The 22,732-nt window shown below is 44.0% G+C and carries 20 protein-coding genes; 14 read left to right on the forward strand and 6 right to left on the reverse strand.

Going from position 1 to position 22,732, the window contains the following annotated elements; translation table 11 throughout:
* Positions 1-65: 65 nt before the first annotated feature.
* Positions 66-2,096 carry a urocanate hydratase gene (gene hutU / locus ACESR9_RS06775; RefSeq protein ID WP_342977404.1) on the reverse strand — a complete coding sequence of 677 codons (2,031 nt, stop codon included), beginning with the start codon at positions 2,094-2,096 and terminating at the stop codon, positions 66-68.
* A 199-nt stretch (positions 2,097-2,295) separates the two neighbouring features.
* Between hutU and hutI the strand changes: the two genes are divergently transcribed.
* From hutI to ACESR9_RS06790, 3 genes are all read left to right on the forward strand, one after another.
* Positions 2,296-3,543 carry an imidazolonepropionase gene (gene hutI / locus ACESR9_RS06780; protein WP_371496183.1) on the forward strand — a complete coding sequence of 416 codons (1,248 nt, stop codon included), beginning with the start codon at positions 2,296-2,298 and terminating at the stop codon, positions 3,541-3,543.
* A 291-nt stretch (positions 3,544-3,834) separates the two neighbouring features.
* The gene (locus ACESR9_RS06785) at positions 3,835-6,219 is read left to right on the forward strand and encodes a phosphoketolase family protein (RefSeq protein WP_371496180.1); all 2,385 of its coding nucleotides are present in this window, start codon (positions 3,835-3,837) and stop codon (positions 6,217-6,219) included.
* A gap of 388 nt (positions 6,220-6,607) precedes the next feature.
* Positions 6,608-8,722, forward strand: a complete 2,115-nt coding sequence (locus ACESR9_RS06790; RefSeq protein ID WP_371495571.1) for a surface-anchored 5'-nucleotidase — start codon at positions 6,608-6,610, stop codon at positions 8,720-8,722.
* Positions 8,723-8,787: 65 nt separating this feature from the next.
* Here ACESR9_RS06790 and ACESR9_RS06795 read toward each other — a convergent pair whose 3' ends face one another.
* The 3 genes from ACESR9_RS06795 to ACESR9_RS06805 are packed head-to-tail and all read right to left on the reverse strand — an operon-like array spanning position 8,788 to position 11,117.
* Complete coding sequence (locus ACESR9_RS06795) at positions 8,788-9,195, reverse strand: hypothetical protein (protein ID WP_371495576.1); 408 nt, start codon at positions 9,193-9,195, stop codon at positions 8,788-8,790.
* Positions 9,176-10,078: a phosphodiester glycosidase family protein gene (locus ACESR9_RS06800; RefSeq protein ID WP_373106164.1), complete on the reverse strand. Its 903-nt coding sequence runs from the start codon at positions 10,076-10,078 to the stop codon at positions 9,176-9,178. Before ACESR9_RS06800 ends, ACESR9_RS06795 begins: the two co-directional genes overlap by 20 nt.
* Positions 10,065-11,117 (reverse strand): GtrA family protein, encoded by a 1,053-nt coding sequence (locus tag ACESR9_RS06805; RefSeq protein WP_373106165.1) that lies wholly within the window; start codon positions 11,115-11,117, stop codon positions 10,065-10,067. The genes ACESR9_RS06800 and ACESR9_RS06805 overlap by 14 nt, the downstream gene beginning before the upstream one ends.
* Before the next feature lie 302 nt (positions 11,118-11,419).
* Here ACESR9_RS06805 and rpsF point away from each other — a divergent pair, with 302 nt between their 5' ends.
* The 4 genes from rpsF (at position 11,420) to ACESR9_RS06825 (ending at position 13,188) form a co-directional block, all read left to right on the forward strand.
* On the forward strand, positions 11,420-11,710 hold the full coding sequence (rpsF, locus tag ACESR9_RS06810; protein ID WP_003005040.1) for a 30S ribosomal protein S6: 291 nt from the start codon (positions 11,420-11,422) through the stop codon (positions 11,708-11,710).
* Between the two features lie 20 nt (positions 11,711-11,730).
* Entirely contained in the window at positions 11,731-12,228 is a 498-nt protein-coding gene (locus tag ACESR9_RS06815) for a single-stranded DNA-binding protein (protein ID WP_049515946.1), read from the forward strand.
* A 41-nt stretch (positions 12,229-12,269) separates the two neighbouring features.
* Positions 12,270-12,509, forward strand: a complete 240-nt coding sequence (gene rpsR, locus ACESR9_RS06820) for a 30S ribosomal protein S18 (RefSeq protein ID WP_000068664.1) — start codon at positions 12,270-12,272, stop codon at positions 12,507-12,509.
* Between the two features lie 157 nt (positions 12,510-12,666).
* On the forward strand, positions 12,667-13,188 hold the full coding sequence (locus tag ACESR9_RS06825) for a GNAT family N-acetyltransferase (RefSeq protein ID WP_373106166.1): 522 nt from the start codon (positions 12,667-12,669) through the stop codon (positions 13,186-13,188).
* Between the two features lie 35 nt (positions 13,189-13,223).
* Here ACESR9_RS06825 and ACESR9_RS06830 read toward each other — a convergent pair whose 3' ends face one another.
* A complete protein-coding gene (locus ACESR9_RS06830) occupies positions 13,224-13,901 on the reverse strand; it encodes a DUF1129 domain-containing protein (RefSeq protein WP_031576885.1) in 678 nt (225 codons plus the stop codon).
* A gap of 28 nt (positions 13,902-13,929) precedes the next feature.
* A complete protein-coding gene (locus tag ACESR9_RS06835; RefSeq protein WP_031576884.1) occupies positions 13,930-14,874 on the reverse strand; it encodes a magnesium transporter CorA family protein in 945 nt (314 codons plus the stop codon).
* 121 nt (positions 14,875-14,995) lie between these two features.
* On the opposite strand from ACESR9_RS06835, the gene uvrA reads away from it, so the two are divergent.
* From uvrA to nusB, 7 genes are all read left to right on the forward strand, one after another.
* Entirely contained in the window at positions 14,996-17,821 is a 2,826-nt protein-coding gene (uvrA, locus tag ACESR9_RS06840) for an excinuclease ABC subunit UvrA (protein ID WP_373106167.1), read from the forward strand.
* Positions 17,818-18,885: a M24 family metallopeptidase gene (locus ACESR9_RS06845; protein ID WP_342987019.1), complete on the forward strand. Its 1,068-nt coding sequence runs from the start codon at positions 17,818-17,820 to the stop codon at positions 18,883-18,885. The genes uvrA and ACESR9_RS06845 overlap by 4 nt, the downstream gene beginning before the upstream one ends.
* 56 nt (positions 18,886-18,941) lie before the next feature.
* The gene (locus ACESR9_RS06850; RefSeq protein ID WP_373106168.1) at positions 18,942-19,925 is read left to right on the forward strand and encodes a TIM44-like domain-containing protein; all 984 of its coding nucleotides are present in this window, start codon (positions 18,942-18,944) and stop codon (positions 19,923-19,925) included.
* Positions 19,926-19,933: 8 nt separating this feature from the next.
* Positions 19,934-21,040, forward strand: coding sequence for an SPFH domain-containing protein (locus tag ACESR9_RS06855; protein WP_373106169.1), 1,107 nt, complete (start codon positions 19,934-19,936; stop codon positions 21,038-21,040).
* 165 nt (positions 21,041-21,205) lie between these two features.
* Positions 21,206-21,766, forward strand: a complete 561-nt coding sequence (gene efp / locus ACESR9_RS06860) for an elongation factor P (RefSeq protein WP_003005479.1) — start codon at positions 21,206-21,208, stop codon at positions 21,764-21,766.
* Positions 21,767-21,802: 36 nt separating this feature from the next.
* Positions 21,803-22,192 carry an Asp23/Gls24 family envelope stress response protein gene (locus tag ACESR9_RS06865; RefSeq protein WP_003005404.1) on the forward strand — a complete coding sequence of 130 codons (390 nt, stop codon included), beginning with the start codon at positions 21,803-21,805 and terminating at the stop codon, positions 22,190-22,192.
* Entirely contained in the window at positions 22,185-22,616 is a 432-nt protein-coding gene (gene nusB / locus ACESR9_RS06870) for a transcription antitermination factor NusB (RefSeq protein ID WP_003008602.1), read from the forward strand. The genes ACESR9_RS06865 and nusB overlap by 8 nt, the downstream gene beginning before the upstream one ends.
* The last annotated feature ends 116 nt before the right edge of the window (positions 22,617-22,732 follow it).

Below are 22,732 nucleotides of genomic sequence, written 5' to 3' on the forward strand. Positions count from 1 at the left end.
TAGGAGAAGTGGGGAGGAGAAGTCTTTGTATTTTCCTCCCCTTTCTCAGTTTTTATTTTTTGATATTAAAACAATTTTTGAACAGCTTCTTTGACCAAATCTTCGTCTGCAAGATAAGGAATAGTGATGTGGTCTGTTCCTGCATGGAGACGGTTGTATTCGATCGCTGTTTCAATAGCATGATCGTTCCGTGCCCAGTTCCGACGAGCAACCCCGCCCATGGTATCCCATGAAATAGCAGATTTGATAATTTCGTCGATTCGGTGACTACCGTCTAGAACGAGACCGAATCCTCCGTTGATAGCTTTACCGATACCAGTACCACCACCATTGTGGAGAGCGACAAGACTCATACCGCGGGCAGCGTTACCGGCGTAACATTGAACCGCCATATCACAAGTAACGTTTGATCCATCTTTGATGTTTGATGTTTCACGGAATGGAGCATCTGTACCAGATACGTCGTGGTGGTCACGTCCGATCATGACTGGTCCAATCTTACCTTGGCGAATGAGTTCATTGAATTTCAAAGCAATGTTGACACGGCCCATACAATCTTGGTAGAGGATACGAGCTTGGGTACCCACCACCAATTGGTTCTTTTCAGCATCGCGAATCCAGTTGTAGTTATCGCGGTCTTGGTAGCGACGAGTTGGATCAATTGCTTCCATCGCTGCGTGGTCAGTTGCAATCAAGTCTTCGTGTTTACCGCTGAGGCAGACCCAACGGAATGGACCATAACCATAGTCAAAGAGCATAGGTCCCATGATATCTTCTACATAAGATGGCCAAATGAAGCCGTCTTTGTCATCCAAACCATTCTTAGAAATTTCCTTGATCCCTGAGTCGTAAACAGATTTCATGAAGGCATTACCATAGTCGAAGAAGTAGGTGCCTTTAGCCGTCAAATCTTTAATCACTGCGAAGTGACGAGCCAAGGTTTCATCGACCAAACGATGGAAGGTTTCTTTGTCTTCTGCCAACAAACGTGTCCGTTCTTCAAAGCTGATACCAACTGGGCAATAGCCACCATCATAGACGTTGTGGCAAGAGGTTTGGTCAGACAAGAGATGAACGTGAACTTGGTGTTCATTGACATATTCAAGCAAGTCTACGATATTACCATGGTAGGCAATCGAAGTTGATTCACCAGCTTCCAGTGCTGCTTGAGCTAATTTTACAGCTTCTTCCGCACTGTCGGTCACTTGACTAATCCAGCCTTGAGAGTGGCGCGTTTCGATCCGAGAGCGGTCGACTTCAGCGACAATGGCAACCGCTTTTGCAATTTCAGCTGCTTTCCCTTGAGCGCCACTCATCCCACCGAGACCAGATGAAATAAAGAGTTTACCAGTTAAGTCGCCATCATCAGCCACACCGAGTTTAAGACGACCAGCATTGAGAAGGGTGTTAAAGGTACCGTGAACGATCCCTTGAGGTCCGATGTACATCCAGCCACCAGCCGTCATTTGACCGTAGTTGGTAACGCCCATTTCTTCAGCGATTTCCCAGTCGTGCATATTGTCATACTCACCAATCAAGAGACCGTTAGTAATGACGACGCGAGGAGCTTCTGGTTTCGATTTAAAGAGGCCAAGAGGGTGACCAGATTCAACGACCAAGGTTTGGTCTTCTGTCATCACTTCCAAGTATTTCTTGATCAAGTTGTATTGCATCCAGTTGGCACAGACAGATCCTGTTTCTCCATAAGTAACCAATTCATAAGGATAAAGGGCAATCTCAAAGCTCAAGTTGTTGTCAATCATGACTTGCATAGCCTTAGCAGCAGTGCATTTTCCTTTGTACTCATCAATTGGTTTTCCATAGATGCGATCTTTTGGACGGAAGCGATAGCCATAGATCCGACCGCGAGTTTTCAGTTCTTCTAGGAATTCTGGGATCAACTCTTGGTGGAATTTTTTAGGAATGTAACGCAAAGCATTTTTAAGGGCAATTTCGGTCTGAGCCTGCGTTAAGCGGAAGCCTCTATCCGGTGCACGACGGATGCCTTCTTGAAAAGTCGCCTTTTCAGGTAGGACATCAAAGTCAAGTTTGACAGACATAGCAGCTGCAATTTCTTTCTCGTCTATAAATGACATAGCAGAACCCTCCTTATAGTTGGACTGTGAATTTGTATTTTCTTTATTGTATCCAAGAAACGTCAATAAAGAGTCAAAAAAAAATATAATTTTTAATAAAGCAAAAAAAAATGAGAGGAAAACTTTTTGACTTTTTTTTGACGCTTTTTCTGTAGAATTGTAAAATGAATAACGATGGAAATAGAAAGGAATGTTTCATATGTCAGCTGATATCCTATTAACCCACTTTTACCAATTGTTTTGTCCAAATGATCTGGGTCATCCTCTCTATGGGAAGGAGATGACAGAGGCAAAAATTCTTTCAGATGCTTATATCGCCATTAAAGATGGAAAGATTCTTTCAGTTGGGACAGGGCAACCAGCCCCAGAACTGATCGATGACCATACAGAAGTAAAATCCTGTGAAGGAAAAGTTGCGACCCCTGGCCTGATTGATTGCCACACCCACTTAGTCTATGGAGGCAGTCGGGAGCATGAATTTGCTAAAAAATTAGCAGGTGTTTCTTACTTAGACATCCTCGCCCAAGGCGGAGGGATTCTAAGCACCGTTCGGGCGACACGGGAAGCTTCTTTTGACACCCTCTATGACAAGTCCAAACGACTGTTGGACTACATGTTGCGCCATGGGGTGACAACCGTTGAAGCGAAAAGCGGTTACGGTTTGGATTGGGAAACTGAAAAACGCCAGTTGGATGTTGTCGCTGCACTGGATCGGGATCATCAAATAGACTTGGTATCTACCTTTATGGCAGCCCATGCGATCCCGACAGAGTACAAGGGCCGTTCCCAAGAATATTTAGATCTTATTGTGGAACAAATGCTTCCGAAAGTGAAAGAAGGACAGTTAGCTGAGTTCTGTGATATCTTCTGTGAAAAAGGGGTCTTTACAGCAGATGAATCTCGCTATCTTCTTTCGAAAGCTAAGGAAATGGGCTTCAAGTTACGGATCCATGCGGATGAAATTGAGTCTATTGGAGGTGTTGACGTAGCGGCTGAATTGCAATCCACCAGCGCAGAACACCTGATGGTGATTACCGATGAAGGCATTCAAAAACTAGCTGCAGCAAAAGTTATCGGCAATCTCTTGCCTGCTACAACCTTCAGCCTCATGGAAGATACCTATGCACCGGCTCGTAAGATGTTGGACGCTGGCATGGCCATTACCCTAACAACGGACAGCAACCCAGGGTCTTGTCCAACAGCCAATCTTCAGTTTGCCATGCATCTGGGTTGCTTCATGATGCGCCTAACTCCAGTAGAAATTCTCAATGCGGTGACCATCAATGCAGCCTATTCAGTTGATCGTGCTAAAACAATCGGCTCTTTCGATGTTGGCAAACAGGCTGACATTACCATCTTTGATGCACCAAATCTAGATTATCTCTTCTATTTCTTTGCGACAAATCTCGTGACAGATGTCTACAAGAAAGGTCAAAAAGTCATTTAACCGACTCCATTTCATTTGGGACTTTGCTGGTTTGTAAAAATCAGCGAAGTCTTTTTTTAAAACGTATCCCTGTAGGGAATAGGACCACTTTAGTGGGAAATTAAAATTTGACGTTCAAAGAATATTTTTCTTACTTTCTGATGTACAAAAAGGGAAATTCTTGATAAAATAGAGGTAATATTGAATATTTTCTTCAATATCATCTGTTTGACGTGAAAACAGATTGTTTAAACTATTGATCAAACGAACAGGTTGTTCAACAGACCTGTCTAGAAATTGTGAGGAGACAAGATGACTGTCGATTATAACAGCAAAGCTTACTTGGATAAAGTAGACGCTTGGTGGCGTGCAGCCAACTACATTTCAGCTGCTCAAATGTACTTGAAAGATAACCCATTGTTGAAGCGCGAAGTCGTTGAAAATGACTTGAAAGCTCACCCAATCGGACACTGGGGAACTGTACCAGGGCAAAACTTTATCTATGCTCACTTGAACCGTGCCATCAACAAATACGACTTGGATATGTTCTATATTGAAGGACCTGGTCACGGTGGACAAGTAATGGTATCGAACTCATACTTAGATGGTTCTTATACTGAATTAAATCCAAACATCCCACAAAATGAAGAAGGTTTCAAACACTTGTGTAAGATCTTCTCATTCCCAGGAGGAATCGCTTCTCACGCGGCGCCTGAAACACCAGGATCTATCCACGAAGGTGGAGAACTTGGTTATGCCCTTTCTCACGCTGCAGGTGCTGTATTGGATAATCCAGATGTGATTGCTGCTACAGTTATCGGTGACGGTGAAGGAGAAACAGGTCCATTGATGGCAGGATGGTTGTCAAATACCTTCTTGAACCCAGTCAACGATGGGGCTATCCTTCCAATCTTCTACCTCAATGGTGGGAAGATCCACAACCCAACCATCTTCGAGCGCAAAACAGACGAAGAATTGGCCCTCTTCTTTGAAGGTCTTGGTTGGAAACCAATCTTTGCGAATGTTACTGCAATTTCAGAAGACCACGAAGCTGCACACGCTTTGTTTGCTGAAAAATTGGACGAAGCAATTGAAGAAATCAAGAAAGTCCAAGCAGAAGCTCGTAAAGGTTCTGCTGAAGAAGCAACTCAACCAGTATACCCTGTCTTGATTGCTCGTATTCCTAAAGGTTGGACTGGTCCAAAAGCATGGGAAGGAACACCAATCGAAGGTGGATTCCGTGCGCACCAAGTGCCAATCCCAGTAGATGCTCACCACATGGAGCATGTTGATGCCCTTCTTTCATGGTTGGAATCTTACCGTCCAGCTGAATTGTTCGACGAAACTGGTAAACTAGTTCCTGAAATTGCGGAAATTGCACCAAAAGGTGACCGTCGCATGGCGATGAACCCAATCACAAATGCTGGTGTGATCAAACCAATGAACACAGCTGATTGGAAGAAACATGCCCTTCAATTCAACACACCAGGTGAAATCATGGCTCAAGACATGATCGAATTTGGTAAGTATGCGGCAGACTTGGTAGATGCGAACCCAGATAACTTCCGTATCTTTGGTCCAGACGAAACCAAATCAAACCGTCTTCAAGAAGTCTTCACTCGTACAAGCCGTCAATGGTTAGGACGTATGAAACCAGACTACGATGAAGCCTTGAGCCCTGCTGGTCGTGTCATTGACTCTCAATTGTCAGAGCACCAAGCAGAAGGTATGCTTGAAGGATATGTCTTGACAGGTCGTCATGGATTCTTCGCTTCTTACGAATCCTTCCTTCGTGTTGTAGATTCTATGATCACTCAACACTTCAAATGGTTGCGTAAGTCTAAGACCCATACAACATGGCGTAAAAACTACCCAGCCTTGAACTTGATTGCAACTTCAACTGTCTTCCAACAAGACCACAATGGTTACACTCACCAAGATCCAGGTATCTTGACTCACTTGGCTGAGAAAACTCCTGAATACATCCGTGAGTACTTGCCAGCAGATACCAATAGCTTGCTTGCAGTGATGGATGAAGCCTTCAAGGGAGAAGATGTGATCAACTTGATTGTTTCTTCTAAACACCCACGTCCTCAATTCTATTCAGCAGCTGAAGCAGAAGAATTGGTTCGTGAAGGATACAAGGTGATCGATTGGGCATCAACTGTTTCAGCAGATGAAGAGCCAGATCTTGTTATTGCCGCTGCAGGTACAGAGCCAAACTTAGAAGCTCTTGCAGCCATCACAATCTTGCACAAGGCCTTCCCAGAATTGAAGATCCGCTTTGTTAACGTTATCGATATCTTGAAATTGCGTCACCCATCCGTTGATGCGCGTGGACTTTCAGATGAAGAGTTCGACAAAGTCTTCACAACTGATAAACCAGTCATCTTTGCCTTCCATGGTTACGAAGGCATGATTCGTGATATCTTCTTCAACCGTCACAACCATAACCTTCGTGTACATGGTTACCGTGAAAACGGAGATATCACCACACCATTTGATATGCGTGTGATGTCTGAGTTGGATCGCTTCCACTTGGCACAAGATGCAGCTAATGCAGCTCTTGGACCAGAAGCAGCTGAATTCGCAGCTCAAATGGACGAAACAATCGCCTTCCACCATGACTACATCCGTGAAAACGGAGACGACATTCCAGAAGTTCAAAACTGGAAATGGGAAAACGTGAATAAATAAGAAAAGAGAGTGGGACAGAAATCGGTAATTCGTTAGAATTCGATTTCGTCGTCCCACCTCCGCACAGTTGAGTAGGGCTGTAAAAGCTGATGAAATCAGCGTAGTAGAGCCCACTCAACCACTGCGTCTTTCTCGACAATCCAAAAATAATTGAGAGGCTAGGACTTTTGTCCCAGCCTCTTTTGTGAGGAACAGCAAGTAACAAAAGGAAGAGACTGAAAATAGATGTTCGGAAATCAAGCGTTTTCCAATAAAATTGTAAGAGTTTACAGGAAAATATTGAAGTAAAACCGAAAAAATAGTAAAATGGAAGAGCTGATTTCAGCAATCAACTGTTCTGCGTTCTCTTTTTTGGAGAAGTGTCCTACATTAGAAAATGGAGTATTCTATGAAGAAAAAAATTATCTTGAAAAGCAGTATCCTAGCGGTCGCTGCGGGTCTTAGTGTTTTTGCGATCAATAGCGTTTTTGCAGACGAATTGCCCGTGCAGTTCATGGGCATCAATGACTTCCACGGTGCCTTGGAACAAACAGGGACAGCTCGTTTAGAAGGCGAAACTGTGAAAAATGCAGGAACAGCCCCACTTTTGGCAACCTACTTGAACGATTCACAAAAAGACTTTGAAACGGAGAATGCCGGAACGCCAAATGCCAGCATCCGTGTGCAAGCGGGAGATATGGTCGGAGCTAGTCCAGCCAATTCTGCCCTCCTTCAAGATGAACCAACTGTAAAAGTCTTCAATGAAATGAACTTTGAATACGGAACTCTTGGTAATCACGAGTTTGACGAAGGACTTGGTGAATTCAACCGGATCATGAAGGGGGAAGCCCCAACACCTGGTCAATTCAACAAGATCGTCGATGAGTATCCTCATGAGGCTTCTAAACAAGAAGTCGTAATTGCCAACTTGGTTGACAAAGATACCAACAAAATCCCATTTGACTGGAAACCTTATACCATCAAAGAAATCCCAGTCAATGACAAGACAGTTAAGGTCGGATTTATCGGGGTTGTTACGACAGAATTCCCAAATCTTGTCTTGCGCAAAAATCATGAACAATACCGGGTTTTGGATGAAGCAGAATCGATTGCTAAATATGCGCGTGAATTAAATGACCAAGGTGTGCATGCGATTGCTGTCTTGGCTCACGTTGCTGCCACTAGTAAGAATGGTGTAGCAGAAGGTCCGGCTGCAGACATGATCAAAAAATTAAACCAAATCTATCCTGAAAACTCAGTGGATATCGTCTTTGCAGGCCACAACCACCAATATACAAACGGGATGGTTGGAAATACCTTGATCGTTCAAGGTACGTCTCAAGGGAAAGCCTACTCGGATGTCCGTGGAGTCCTAGATACAGATACAGCTGACTTTGTTAAAGCTCCAACTGCTAAAATTATTGCAGTAGATCCATCTAAAGGCAAATCAAAAGATGCCAAGGTTCAAGCGATCATCGATGATGCCAATGCGACGGTTAAAAAAGTAACAGAAGCAAAAATCGGTACAGCAGAGAAGGCTGAAAATATTACCCGTGAATTGAATGCACAAAAAGAAAGTGCTGTTGGAGATTTGGTCACAGCAGCGCAACTAGATATTGCCAAAAAATCAGGTTATCCAGATGTTGACTTTGCCTTCACCAACAATGGAGGAATCCGTGCAGACCTCGTGGTGAAACCAGACGGAACAGTAACTTGGGGTGCAGCTCAAGCGGTGCAACCATTTGGAAATATCCTCCAAGTAGTAGAAATCACTGGGGATCAAATCTACAAAGCTTTGGACCAACAGTATGATGAGAAAGAACTCTACTTCTTGCAAATGGCAGGGATCAAGTACACCTATACGAAACCAGCCGATGCAACAGAAGAAAATCCTTATAAGGTCGTGAAAGCTTACAAGGCAGATGGAACTGAAATTGATCGTAACAAGACCTACAAGGCGATTATCAACGACTTCTTGTATGGTGGCGGAGATGGTTTCTCAGTCTTCCGTGATACAAAATTGATCGGTGCGATTAATCCGGATACTGAAGTCTTTATCCAATACATCGAAGATGTGAATAAGGCAGGGAAAAAGTTGTCTGCTTCAATCTTGGGCAACAAGACCTTTGTGGAAAAAGTGGAAGAAGAAACACCGACTCCAGAACCACAACCAACACCTCAACCAACTCCAGAACCACAACCACAGCCAGCGCCAGTTGATCCAGTAAGTCCTGTAAATCCAGTTCATCCTGTAGCTCCAGTAACTCCGGCTACCCCAACTCCTCAACCTGAAAGCCCAGTAACTCCAGCTCAACCAGCTGCAAGCGAAACAAAAGAAGTGGCAACAAACAAACCAGTCGCTGTCACTTATCATACGGGTGGTCAAGCTGAAGTAGTTGCTACACCAGCAACTGGTCTTCCAAAAACAGGTCAAGAAGAATTGGCTTCGACCGTCCTTAGCCTCTTTGGCATGACCTCACTAGCTTTAGCAGGATTTGTAGCCAGCAAAAAACGTGAAGGCTAAGTCGTTCATCCGTTAACTTACTCCAAAAAAACGTCCGTTCTATAAAGAAACGGACGTTTTTGATCTTAGGCTGTTTTCTCTACCCAGACACTGCGGACAAAGAAGAGGCTGATCAGAGCTAGTGCTAGAAAGGCAACTCCAAGGTAATAATAGGGTTGATCCATTGTAGTAGATCGACCAGAGAGGTTGACAATCCCTCGGTAGAGGGCCCCGGCTGTGAGCGTAGCCACTCCTGAATTCCAAAGATTGAGGCTCAGGCGAGAGAAGCCTTTCACCATCAACTGTAGAAGCACTAGTAAGGCGCCACCGATCAAAGGAATCAAGAGGAGGTAGTGCATGAAGGCAGAGGTTTCGCCAAAACTAAAGTGTTCGTAGATGCGACTTCCGACAAAGAAGAAAGCCGAGATAAGAATGTACCATAGGATGGTCTTTTTCAACCGTTGTTTAATAGGATTAGTAACCGATGTAGACAATGTCACTCACCGCCCTTTCTGAGATAGTACCATTTGTTGTTGGTTTATTAATAACTTGGCCATTGAAGTAAAGGGTAGAAGATCCACCCCCGTCCAGGTTGTAGGCTGTTTTAACGCCATAAGACTTCATCACTTCTGCTAATTGGTAGAGAGACAGGCCTTGGCTTTCTGAAGTCCGTCCGTCTGACACGACGATAATGTAGTGGTTTTCATCGATGATCCCAATCGCTGTCCGTGGATTTGACACCATAGATTGCCCGACCTCTGAGTTGGTGTCTACCGTAATCTCACCATTTTCAACCAAGGAAGGACCGAAGGCAAGGAGATTGACGACCCCATCTTTGACCAATTGATCCGCAGAGATCTCATCTTCATAGATAATTTTGAAGGATCCATCCTTATAAATCGCCAGGTCCCCATTGCTTGAATCTTCCCGAACGGTATCGCGGTAGACCACTCCATTTCGGATGACGTATCCTGTACTGTTAGCCCCGTAATAGTCACCGTTCACTGCTAGAATAGCACTGTTGTTGGCGGCTGTGACGGAGGTCTTAGCCGTTACATTTGTCCCGTAGGTGTTTTGTGCAAAGGCTGTTTTGAGATAATCTGCCGAGCTGACTGTGATATCTGCGATGTAAACCTGGGTATTTTCAACTGTTTTTTCTGTTAAAGTCACCTGGATATTGTCATCTGAATAGCTAGTATCGGTCGTTGTAGCTGAAGCAGCTGCTTTTTTGGCTGCCTTAGTGTCCGTAATCGTAGCTTTTACGGTTTGGATGGCATCGGATAAGACAAAGGTCTTGAGCATCGAGTAGCTAAAACTGCTGGTCAAAAGAAGGCCAAAGCAGGCAGCATAGGTATAGGATTTTTTAAAGAATTTCATGGTGGGGAGCTGTCCTTTCTTTGAAGATTACTTTTTTCTGGATCACCCATGAGACCAGAAAGAGGAGGAAGCCAACGACAATTTTACTGATCAGGAGATTGAGCCCGAAAGCAGTATAGAAGAGTCGAATCAAGAGCGTATCGAGAATAAAGAGGCCGAGGGCTAGACCAAAGTAGCCACTTCCTGTTTTAGCGACGCTGTCTTTATTCTTAAAGACCAGATGCTTGTTAGTCGAGTAGTTAAAAATGGAACTCGTCACACGAGCGATCCCGTTCGCTAGGAGAATGCGAAGACTAATGGGCACGGCCATCATCACGAAAAGGAAGAAAGCGTAGACCAGATAGTCAACGATAAAACTACTCAGAGAGGAGAGGGCAAACTTAAACATGTCCTTGTAGATCATGAGGCCATCTCGAATAGGGCGGAAGTGGGAACCTTCATTGTCATTGATGTAGACCGTCTCAATCGGAACTTCTAGGATGGGGAAGGACTTGCTTGCTGCAAGGAGAACATTCATCTCATATTCATAACGCTGTCCGTCAACCTCAAGCATGAAAGGCAAGAGATTCGTAGTAAAAGCCCGTAAACCTGTTTGGGTATCGCTGATTGCTACTCCGGTTTGTTGTTTGAAGAGGAAACGGGTCAATTTGTTTCCAAAAGCAGAACGCAAAGGAACTTGGCCAGAAAAGGCGCGTGCTCCTAAAATAAGTGCTCCAGGATGCTCTTGAGATTGGTTAACAACTCTGAAAATATCCCAAATTTTGTGCTGACCGTCTGCATCAGCTGTAACAATGCTTCCATAGGTACCTCTTTCTAGGATGTATGCATAAGCAGTCTTGAGAGATTGCCCTTTTCCTTGGTTGTGTTCGTGGGTCAGGACTGTCGCAAGACCGTCCAATTTGTCAAAAATCACTTTCTTGTCGGCGTCACTTCCATCGTCGACGACGATGATGTGGAGATCACTCTTAGCGTGAACCAGGCGAACCAATTTGACAAGATTCAGATCCGGTTGATAGGCGGGGATGATAAGATAATTCATAATCGTTCCTCGTTTCTTGAGATTTGTTGTAGCTAGTATAAAGACTCAAGCTTAAAGCTAACTGATATCAGTTTTCTTTAAGGAAAAGGGACAGGAAAGGAGTATCTTTTCTTCTATAATTGCCATTTTTAAGGGGAAGTTTTCCTTTAATATCTTAGGTTATGTAAAAAATGATGTTTCAAATTCTAAAGATAATCCTTGCCTTTGTTCGTAAAGTCTGGTATAATAGTTTCTTGTGAGTAAACCTCACTTACCCCTTGCAAAGACTTGGGGTCATTAGTCCAAAAGGAGGAACATTATCAATGGCTAAATACGAAATTCTTTATATTATTCGTCCAAACATTGAAGAAGAAGCTAAAAACGCTTTGGTAGCACGTTTCGATTCTATCTTGACTGACAACGGTGCAACTGTTGTTGAATCAAAAGATTGGGAAAAACGTCGTCTTGCATACGAAATCCAAGATTTCCGTGAAGGACTTTACCATATCGTAAACGTTGAAGCGAACGACGCTGTAGCTCTTAACGAGTTCGACCGTCTTTCAAAAATCAACGGTGACATTCTTCGTCACATGATCGTAAAAGTTGACGCGTAAGAAATCATCAGAGGTGACTTATGATTAACAATGTTGTACTTGTCGGTCGTATGACCCGTGATGCTGAACTTCGTTACACTCCAAGCAATCAAGCAGTTGCTACTTTCAGCCTAGCTGTCAACCGCAACTTCAAGAGTCAGAATGGAGAGCGCGAAGCCGATTTCATCAACTGTGTGATCTGGCGTCAGCAAGCAGAAAACTTAGCCAACTGGGCTAAGAAAGGTGCTTTGATTGGGATTACCGGTCGCATTCAAACACGTAATTACGAAAACCAGCAAGGTCAACGTGTTTATGTCACTGAAGTCGTAGCAGACAGCTTCCAATTATTGGAAAGCCGTGCAGCACGCGAAGGGCATGCAGCTGGTGGCTATTCATCAGGCAACGGTGGTTTTGCTGGAAATGCAGCCCCAAGCTTTGGTGGATCTGAACCAAGCAATGCAGCGCCAAACTTTGGTCGTGAAGAAAATCCATTTGGAGCGAATCCAATGGACATCTCAGACGACGATCTTCCATTCTAAGAATGGGTTTAACGAATTAAAACTATAAAGGAGAATTAAACATGGCTCAACAACGTCGTGGCGGATTCAAACGCCGTAAAAAAGTTGATTACATCGCAGCAAACAAAATTGAATATGTTGATTACAAAGATACTGAGCTTCTTAGCCGTTTCGTTTCAGAACGTGGGAAAATCCTTCCTCGTCGTGTAACTGGAACTTCAGCGAAGAACCAACGTAAAGTAACAACAGCTATCAAACGCGCTCGCGTAATGGCTTTGATGCCTTTCGTAAACGAAGATTAAAAAAAAGACCCGGGTGGGTCTTTTTTTCAGGTCCAGTGGACCTCTTTTTCATGAGCTTGGAAATATAAGAGCGAGTTGAGGTCCGGTGGACCTCTTTGACCTTTCCCTAGCTCTAATCGTGTTATAATGTGGGAAGAAATGTATTAAGGAGGGAACTATGAAGGAAGGTGTAATCATCAGGAGGATGATAAAGGCAGATATTGAGCATATCTCTCAAGCCTTTATTCACCAAGGGTGGCCGGGTAGAGAGGATATCTTGACTAGCTATTTTCAGGAGCAGGAGAATAGAGAGAGGGACGTATTAGTAGCTGAGTCGGATGGATTTGTGGCAGGCTATATCACTATATTGCCTGCTGCCAAGAACGGCCCTTTCGTGGGAGTCTATCCTGAACTAACTGATTTTAATGTTTTTGAGCCATTTAGAAGTCGAGGAATTGGGAATCAACTCTTAGAAGAGGCGGAAAAAAGAGTCCGGCTACTATCAGAGATTGTTACTTTAGGGGTTGGTTTACACTCGGGTTATGGCCCAGCTCAAAGACTGTATGTTAAACGAGGCTATATCCCAGATGGATCTGGAATTTGGTTTAGGGATCGCCCCTTGGCCCCTTACAGTTCTTGTGAAAACAATGATGATTTAGTCCTCTATTTTTCAAAAAGGTTGAACAAGGAAATACAGTAAAACGAAAAACGGATGAAAACTTCATCCGTTTCTTTTTAGCGTCGAGTTGCAGGTGCTGTGCTCGAACTTTTAATATTAAAGCGTTTCTTGAGGTAGAAGCGAAGGACAAGCGCTAGAGCTCCTAAAACGATGGCAAAAACATCTGGAATAGTTGGGTTGAGGACTTGTGGAAGTAATGATGTAAAGGACAAGACGATGACCCAAAGGAACATGACTCCGACAAGAATCGGCATGGATTTCCAAAGAGAGGGACGCTCACTGCGATCTTTTGTGCCATCCATATACTGATAGAAGAAGTAGTACATGAGATACAAGAGCAGAGCTCCTGTCAAACTTCCAAGGATCAAGGTGATCAACCCATAGCCAGTACGACGCGGTGCGACCAAGTTCATAAAGGCGCTAATCGCAGCAAAGACACCAAAGATAAAGAGGAAGGAATCCAAAATCATAAGAGAGGGAGCATCGTTTAATTTCGGATGCTCTTTTTCATAGCGTTCTTTCTCGCTGAAAGAATTCGCCCAAACAGTTGGAGCTCCAAAAAGAGTCCGTGCCGGAATCCCTTTTCCTTGGTTTTCATGGATAGCTGGAAGGATTTCTTGGATGAGGCTTTCTGCTTCTTCCTCTGATTTCCCGTTTTCAAGCAATTGGTGTTTGGCAATACGGATAAATTCTTGGTTTTTCTTGCTGAGTTGATTCAAATCAAATTGAGACATAAATACTCCTTAGTGTTATTAGTAGGTGTTAGAACCATTTTTTATGGATGAGGTAGACGACGAGAGAACCGGTCAGGGCAAAAGCGATGAAAATGATGAGCCAGAAGGCGTTTGGTTCTCCATTGAGCGGTAATTCATTGTCTTTGAAGTTCATCCCGTAGGCCGAGAAAATCATGGTTGGGATGGACATGACGATGGTCACCATGGCCAAGGTTTTCATGATGTTGTTCTGGTTGTTGGAGATGATCGATGCGAAAGTATCGGTCATGGAGTGGAGGATGTTTCCATAAATATCCGCCATCTCAATGGCCTGCTGGGTTTCGATCAAGGTATCTTCCAGCAGATCTTCGTCTTCTAAGTATTTCTTGATGTTACTAGTGGCGCTGGTCAATTTCTTGATCACGCGCTCATTGGTTTTCAGAGAGGCCTTAAAGTAGACGATGGTTTTTTCTAACTCCATCAACTCAATCAGCTCTTCATTACGCGTTGATTTGTGCAATTGGCTTTCAATCTGTTCACTCTTTCGATCCAGGGTACGAAGCGCAGACAAGTAGAGTTCGGCGTTACGATAGAGGATCTGAAAGATAAAGCGCGACCGCATAAAAGTATAGAAATTCCGCAAGCGTCGGTTGATAAAGATATCAAGAAGTGGCAATTTCTCCAAGCAGGTCGTGATGATAGCCTCTTCTGTCAGGATAATTCCTAGCGGAATGGTCACGTAGTAGGTCTGATTGTTCCGCTCTTCCTTGATGGGGACGTCGACGATGATCAAGGTATACTCATCTTCAATGGTCATACGAGACATTTCTTCCGCATCGAGTGGTGCCCGTAAGTCGGCAATATCGATGTTAAAAGCAGAGGCGATTTCCATCGATTCACTTTGGGAAGGATTGACAAGGTTGATCCAGCTACCAGGTTCCAGTGTCTCTATTTCTTTAAATTCAGTCGTTGTCGATAAAAAGACCTGTTTCATGGTGCCTCCCCTTGTTTTTTTACACCTTAACATTATATCAGAAAAAGGACGGTTTTGGATAAAAGAATACTAAAAAATTTGTTATAATGGAGGTTAACAAAAAGGTGATTAGAGTAAGAACATGCAAGATAAAATTGTCATTCATGGGGCACGTGCCCATAATTTAAAAAATATAGACGTGGAAATTCCACGGGACAAATTAGTCGTGGTGACGGGTTTGTCTGGATCTGGAAAGTCCAGTCTGGCCTTTGATACCCTCTATGCAGAAGGTCAGCGCCGCTACGTGGAGAGCTTATCGGCCTATGCCCGGCAATTCTTGGGAAATATGGAAAAACCAGATGTCGACTCTATTGACGGCTTGAGTCCAGCCATTTCCATCGACCAAAAAACGACCAGTAAAAACCCACGTTCTACAGTGGGGACGGCAACAGAGATCAATGACTACCTGCGCCTGCTCTATGCGCGTGTAGGGACGCCTTATTGTATCAATGGACATGGCGCTATTACCGCTTCTTCGGTTGAGCAAATTGTCGATCAAGTTTTGGAATTACCAGAGCGCCAACGCCTGCAAATTCTAGCTCCCATTATCCGCAAGAAAAAAGGCCAGCACAAGAATATCATTGAAAAAGTTCAAAAAGACGGCTATGTTCGGGTCCGAGTTGACGGTGAGATCTATGATGTGACAGAGGTCCCAGAACTGTCTAAAAGCAAACAGCACACGATTGAAGTGGTGGTAGACCGGATCGTGATCAAAGAGGGCATCCGCTCGCGTCTCTTTGATTCGATTGAGGCAGCTCTTCGGATAGCGGACGGTTATGTGGTGATTGATACCATGGATGGAAAGGAACTGCTCTTTTCGGAGCATTATGCTTGTCCAGTCTGTGGCTTTACCGTTCCTGAATTAGAGCCCCGTCTCTTTTCTTTCAATGCGCCTTTCGGCTCCTGTCCAGACTGTGATGGGTTAGGCATTAAGCTGGAGGTGGACTTAGATTTGGTGGTGCCAGATGATCGCTTAACCCTTCGTGAAGGAGCTCTTGCTCCTTGGAATCCGATCTCTTCCAACTACTATCCTCAGATGCTGGAGCAGGCCATGATCCAGTTTGGCATTGATATGGATCAGCCTTTCTCAGATCTTTCTCAAGAAGAAAAGGACTTGGTTCTCTATGGTTCAAACGGGAAAGAATTCCACTTCCACTATGAAAATGAGTTTGGTGGGGTTCGAGATATCGACATTCCCTTTGAAGGAGTCGTAACCAACATTCACCGTCGTTTCCGTGAGACCAATAGTGACTTCACCCGCAACCAAATGCGCTCTTATATGAACGAATTGACCTGTGCGACCTGCCATGGCTACCGTCTCAATGACCAGGCTCTTTCTGTTCGTGTCGGTGGGGAGAAAGGGATGCATATCGGAGAAGTGTCAGATCTATCGATTGCGGACCACTTAAAAGCTGTGGATCAGTTGGTCTTAACAGACAATGAAGCCACGATTGCAAGACCGATCCTAAAAGAGATCAAAGATCGCTTAACCTTCTTAAACAATGTGGGGCTTAATTACTTGACCCTGTCACGATCGGCTGGGACCTTATCGGGTGGAGAAAGCCAGCGCATTCGCTTGGCAACCCAGATCGGTTCCAACCTCTCTGGTGTCCTTTATATCTTGGATGAGCCGTCTATTGGCCTCCATCAAAGGGACAATGACCGCCTGATTGCCAGTCTCAAGAAGATGCGCGATTTAGGCAACACTTTGATCGTCGTCGAACATGATGAAGATACCATGAGAGAGGCAGACTACCTGATCGACGTCGGCCCAGGTGCCGGTGTCTTTGGGGGAGAGATCGTTGCAGCAGGAACTCCAAAGCAGGTGGCTCGCAACAGCAAATCCATCACTGGTCAGTACTTGTCCGGCAAACGCAAGATTCCGGTTCCAGCAGAGCGCCGTTCAGGAAATGGTCGTTCTATTGAAATTACTGGAGCAAGTGAGAACAACTTACAAGACATCACAGCGCGCTTTCCTCTGGGTAAATTTATCGCAGTCACTGGAGTTTCCGGTTCTGGAAAATCGACCTTGATCAATGGCATCTTGAAAAAAGCCATCGCTCAAAAGCTCAACCGCAATTCGGAAAAACCAGGGAAATACAAGACGATTCAGGGGATTGAGCATATCGATCGCTTGATCGACATTGATCAAAGCCCGATTGGTCGGACTCCTCGTTCCAATCCAGCGACCTATACAGGCGTCTTCGATGACATTCGCGATCTCTTTGCTCAGACCAATGAAGCCAAAATTCGGGGCTATAAAAAAGGCCGCTTTAGTTTCAATGTCAAGGGCGGGCGTTGTGAAGCCTGCTCAGGAGATGGGATCATCAAGATTGAAATGCACTTCTTGCCGGATGTCTTTGTTCCTTGTGAAGTCTGCCATGGACGTCGTTACAATAGTGAGACATTAGAAGTCCACTACAAGGAAAAAAATATTGCAGAAGTGCTGGATATGACGGTCAATAAGGCGGTTGAATTCTTCAAGCACATTCCAAAAATTGAACGCAAACTCAAGACCATCCAAGATGTGGGCTTGGGCTATGTAACACTGGGGCAACCAGCGACCACCCTTTCAGGTGGGGAAGCGCAACGGATGAAGTTGGCTTCTGAATTGCACAAGCGCTCTACAGGAAAATCCTTCTATATCTTGGATGAACCAACGACCGGACTCCATACCGAAGACATTTCTCGCTTGATCAAAGTCTTAGAGCGATTTGTGGATGATGGCAATACGGTCCTTGTGATTGAGCACAATTTGGATGTCATTAAGACAGCAGATCATATCATCGATTTAGGACCAGAGGGCGGTGTCGGTGGCGGAACCATTATTGCGACCGGAACACCAGAAGAAGTAGCATCAAATCCTGCTAGCTACACAGGACAATATTTGAAAGGAAAATTACAATGAATCAACGGATCAGCAACTTAAGAAACAAAATGAAAGCCCAAAACCTCAAAGCGGTATTGATTAACAATTTGAAAAATGTTTATTATTTGACCAATTTCTGGGGTTCAAACGGGACTGCTTTGGTGACAGAAGAACGCGTGGTCCTCTTTACGGATTCGCGCTACACCATCCATGCTCATGCGACTTGTTTCCCCTTTGTAGAGATTGTGGAAACTCGCGATGAGTTGACTGCAGCTGCAGAGATCGTTAAGGATCTTGGAATCAAAGAACTTGGTTTTGAGGACGAAGTGACGGTGGCCTACCATGCCCGCATGGCTTCTGTTTTTAGTGGCATCAGCCTTCAATCCCTAGCGAACTTTGTGATGGAATTGCGCTTGATTAAAGATGAAACTGAGATTGCGGCCATTAAAAAAGCTTGTAGCATCTCTGACCAAGCCTTCCATGATATTTTAGACTATATCAAGGTAGGGAAAACGACAGAGTTGGAAGCAGCGACTTTCCTCGACTTTAGAATGCGGGAGTTGGGAGCTTCTGGTGTATCTTTCGATATTATTTCAGCAGCTGGTGAACGTTCTGCGATGCCTCACGCGACTCCAAGTGATCGGGCCATTTCAGCAGGAGATGCCTTGACCCTTGATTTTGGTTGCTTGTATGACCACTATGTCAGCGATATGACACGGACTATCTATGCGGGTCATGTCAGCGACAAGGAAAGAGAAATTTACGAAACCGTTTTGAAAGCCAATCAAGCCTTGATTGATGCGGCTAAAGATGGACTTGGCTTCCGTGATTTTGATAAAATTCCACGTGATGTGATCGAGGCAGCCGGCTATGGACAATACTTCACGCATGGAATCGGTCATGGAATTGGGCTAGATATCCACGAAGAACCATACTTCAGCCAAACGTCTAAAGAAGCGATTCAAGCAGGGATGGTTTTAACAGATGAGCCTGGGATTTATATTGAAGGCCTCTCAGGTGTGCGGATCGAAGATGACCTCTTGATCACAGAAACAGGCTGTGAAGTCTTGACTCTTGCTCCTAAAGAATTGATTGTCCTATAAAATAGACAGTATTTTCTTAACCCCTGTGTAACAAACAAAGATAAGAAAAGAGGCCTATGAAAAAACGAAGTGTAATAGTTGGAATTCTTCTAGTAGTCCTGCTATTTGTATTTGCTCCTTCTGCCCATGCTGGTGTTGGTAATACAGATAGTGGTGGCAGTAGCTTGATTGATTCAGGTGGTGGTAGCAGTTGGTCCGATAGTGGCAGTAGCTGGTCCGATGGCGGAAGTAGTTGGTCTGGTGGCAGCAGCTGGTCTGGTGGATCCAGTAGCTACAGTTCTAGTTCTGGAACAGACTCTGGTGGTGTAGTGGCAGTTTTTGCTATCGTTGGATTGATTGGATTTATCTATAATATTGCAAAAGAGGCTAATGATAGTGATGAATCATTCTCTTCAAATAGTGGTCCAAAACGGACAACCGAAGAGCGGGCCGGTCGACCAATTGAAAACAACTATGAAGCGATTCGCCGCATCCGTAAACTGGATCCAATGTTTGATGAAGACCGCTTCTTGTCGCAAGTCAAGCTGGTTTATCTTCAATTGCAGTCTGCTTGGACAGAAAAAGATTGGAATTCCGTACGGAATTTAGAAAGTACGAGTCTTTATGAGCAGCACTTGACGCAGTTACAAGAACATATTCGTGCCAAAACAACCAATGTTCTAGAGCGCGTATGTGTGGAAGATTCGAAGATCAAAGACTTTATCGAAAATCCAGAAGGCAATGACCGTATCGAAGTCATTCTATCTTCGACGATGAGAGATTACATCCGAAGTGATGAAACGGGTCGTGTGATCGAAGGGGATCCAACCAAAGATCTCTTTACCGTTTACCGCATGGTCTTCCTCCGTGAACATGGAGCTCAGACAGAGATCATTAAGAATTCAGAAGTCGTTAGTGATCACTGTCCGAACTGTGGTGCGCCATTGACGATCGATTCAATCGACAAGTGTGAATATTGCCAAGCATCCTTGAAGCACAATCCAAAAGATTGGGTCTTGGATGTCTACGAAGTTGTGGATGAAATTGAATTCTACAGATAGGAGAATGTATGGGATTTATTAAAGCAGCCCTTTCAGCGGGCATTTCAAGTTTTCAAGATAGTAAATTTAAGGAAGCCATTACCTTGCCAGAAGCTGTTCCAGCAACAGCTTTGGCCATTAAGGGACAGCTCTTGACTAAAGATCCAGATGGGCGCTCTCGCCAGAGCAACCAAAATACAGGTCTATTGACAGATGGCTCTGTTGTCATTGTTCCTCAAGGCTATGTTGCTCTCTTGGTCAATAATGGAACTTTTTTAGGAGACCTTCTAGAAGCAGGGAGCCACGAATGGCAAGCCGGTGAAAATGCCTGGTTGTTTGAAAAGGGTGGTGTGAAAGGAACTTGGGATCAGTTCAAGAATCGCTTCTCCTTTGGAGGCCAAGTGGTCACCCAACAAGAAATTATTTTTGTGCGGATGCAACCTTTTACAGGAAATAAATTTGGCACTCAAAATCCAGTCGAGTACTTTAGCGACCGTTACCAACAACTTCTTAGCATTCGTTTTTATGGTCTTTATGATGTTAAAGTGGCAGATCCTGTACTCTTTTACATCAGTGTAGTCAGTCGTCAAATCACTGCAGATAAGCCATTTACCTTGGAAGATGTGGCTCAGGGAACCTTGCGCCAAAATCTAGCACCAAAAATTGCAGTGGCCATTTCAAAATATACGGCTGAAAATAAGGCAGACATCTACAATATCAATGCGGACCAAGATGTCTTCAATGAAGTTGCAAAACGCGAAGTCAACAAAACGTGGACAGAATTATATGGTATCGAATTAACCAATGTCCTCATCGAAGATTTGAGCTACGATGCAGACAGTATGGCCAAGGTCAATAAACTGGACAGTGAATTGGCAGCGATGAAGTACAATACCATTGAAATCGAAGAGCGTCGTGCTCGCAATGAAGCCTTGGTCGCAGCTGCTAAAAATGAAGGTGGCAATGGCATGAACATGATTATGGGGATGAACTTGGGTCAAGCCCTTGGCAATGACCTTCAAAAACAAGCCTCTCCAGCGCAAGACAAGCCTCATACCTTCTACATTGAAGTAGATGGAAAATATGTCCATGTCACCAAAGATGCCGATGGCAATATTGTGCCTGTGGACCAATAAGGAATAGTGAAGATGAAGTTGGAGGTATAGAGATTCTAAGGACTCGTTCCTACAATCTCTCTCCGCCTTCTAGCCTTCCTAAAAAGAGACAATTGCTGTTTGAGAAAAATCAAATAGTGTGTTACAATAAAGAGTAATCTATTTTTAAAAAAGAGGTAATAAAACATGATCGAAGCAAGTAAATTGAAAGCTGGTATGACTTTTGAAACAGCTGACGGAAAATTGATCCGCGTTTTGGAAGCTAGCCACCACAAACCAGGTAAAGGAAACACTATCATGCGTATGAAATTGCGTGATGTCCGTACTGGTTCAACATTTGATACAAGCTACCGTCCAGAAGAAAAATTTGAACAAGCGATTATCGAAACTGTTCCAGCTCAATACTTGTACAAAATGGATGATACAGCCTACTTCATGAACACTGAAACATATGACCAATATGAAATTCCAGTTGTGAATGTAGAACAAGAATTGCTTTATATCCTTGAAAACTCAGAAGTAAAAATTCAATTCTACGGAAGCGAAGTCATCGGTGTAACAGTTCCTACAACGGTTGAATTGACTGTTGCAGAAACTCAACCATCTATCAAAGGTGCTACAGTGACTGGTTCTGGAAAACCTGCTACAATGGAAACTGGTTTGGTCGTAAACGTTCCTGACTTCATCGAAGCTGGACAAAAATTGGTCATTAACACTACTGAAGGAACTTACGTTTCTCGTGCATAAGAGACATCTCAGGGTGTCAAATAGAAAGGAACTTCTATGGCAACTGAACAATTTGGTGACATCGTTATTGCACCACGTGTATTAGAAAAAATTATTGCGATTGCAACAGCAAAAGTAGAGGGTGTCTATTCGCTTGAAAACAAGAGTGTTTCAGATAGCTTATCCAAACGCTCACTTGGACGTGGCGTCTACCTTCATACAGAAGAAGATGGTCAAGTTTCAGTAGACATCTATCTCTACTTAGAATATGGAGTGGCTGTACCATCTGTCGCTGTAGCCATTCAAAAAGCGGTTAAGTCTGCAGTTTATGATATGGCAGATGTAACCTTGGATGCTGTCAACATTCACGTTGTTGGTATCGCAACGGAAAAATCTCCAAAACCAGACTTGAAAGATTTGTTTAATGAGGACTTCCTCAATGACTGATGAAATTTTATTAGAATCACGTCGAGATTTGCGTGAGCGCGCCTTCCAAGCCTTGATGGCCTTGGAATACGATGGAGACATTGTTGAAGCTTGTCGCTTTGCTTATCTACATGACAAGGACCTGGCAGAAGACAAAGAAGTCGATCTTCCTGCCTTTCTCATGAATCTCGTGACGGGTGTCTATCAGTCAAAAGATCAACTAGACCAACAAATCGGTCAACATTTGAAAACCGGCTGGACTGTTGAGCGCTTGACCTTGGTAGAGAAAAACATCCTTCGTCTGGGAATTTATGAAATGACAGAGTTTGATACACCACAGATCGTCGCAGTCAATGAAGCGGTGGAATTGGCCAAGGCCTTTTCAGATGAAACCTCTTCACGATTTGTCAACGGTGTCCTCAGTCAATTTGTGACAGAAGAATAAGTAAAAAGAGCCTACTGGCTCTTTTTTTGGTAAAAAAATATGAGAGTGGGACAGAAATCGGTAATTCGTTAGAATTCGATTTCGTCGTCCCACCTCCGCACAGTTGAGTAGGGCTG

Origin of the sequence: Streptococcus parasanguinis (genome assembly GCF_964238605.1) — a bacterium.
Classification (GTDB): domain Bacteria; phylum Bacillota; class Bacilli; order Lactobacillales; family Streptococcaceae; genus Streptococcus; species Streptococcus parasanguinis_AJ.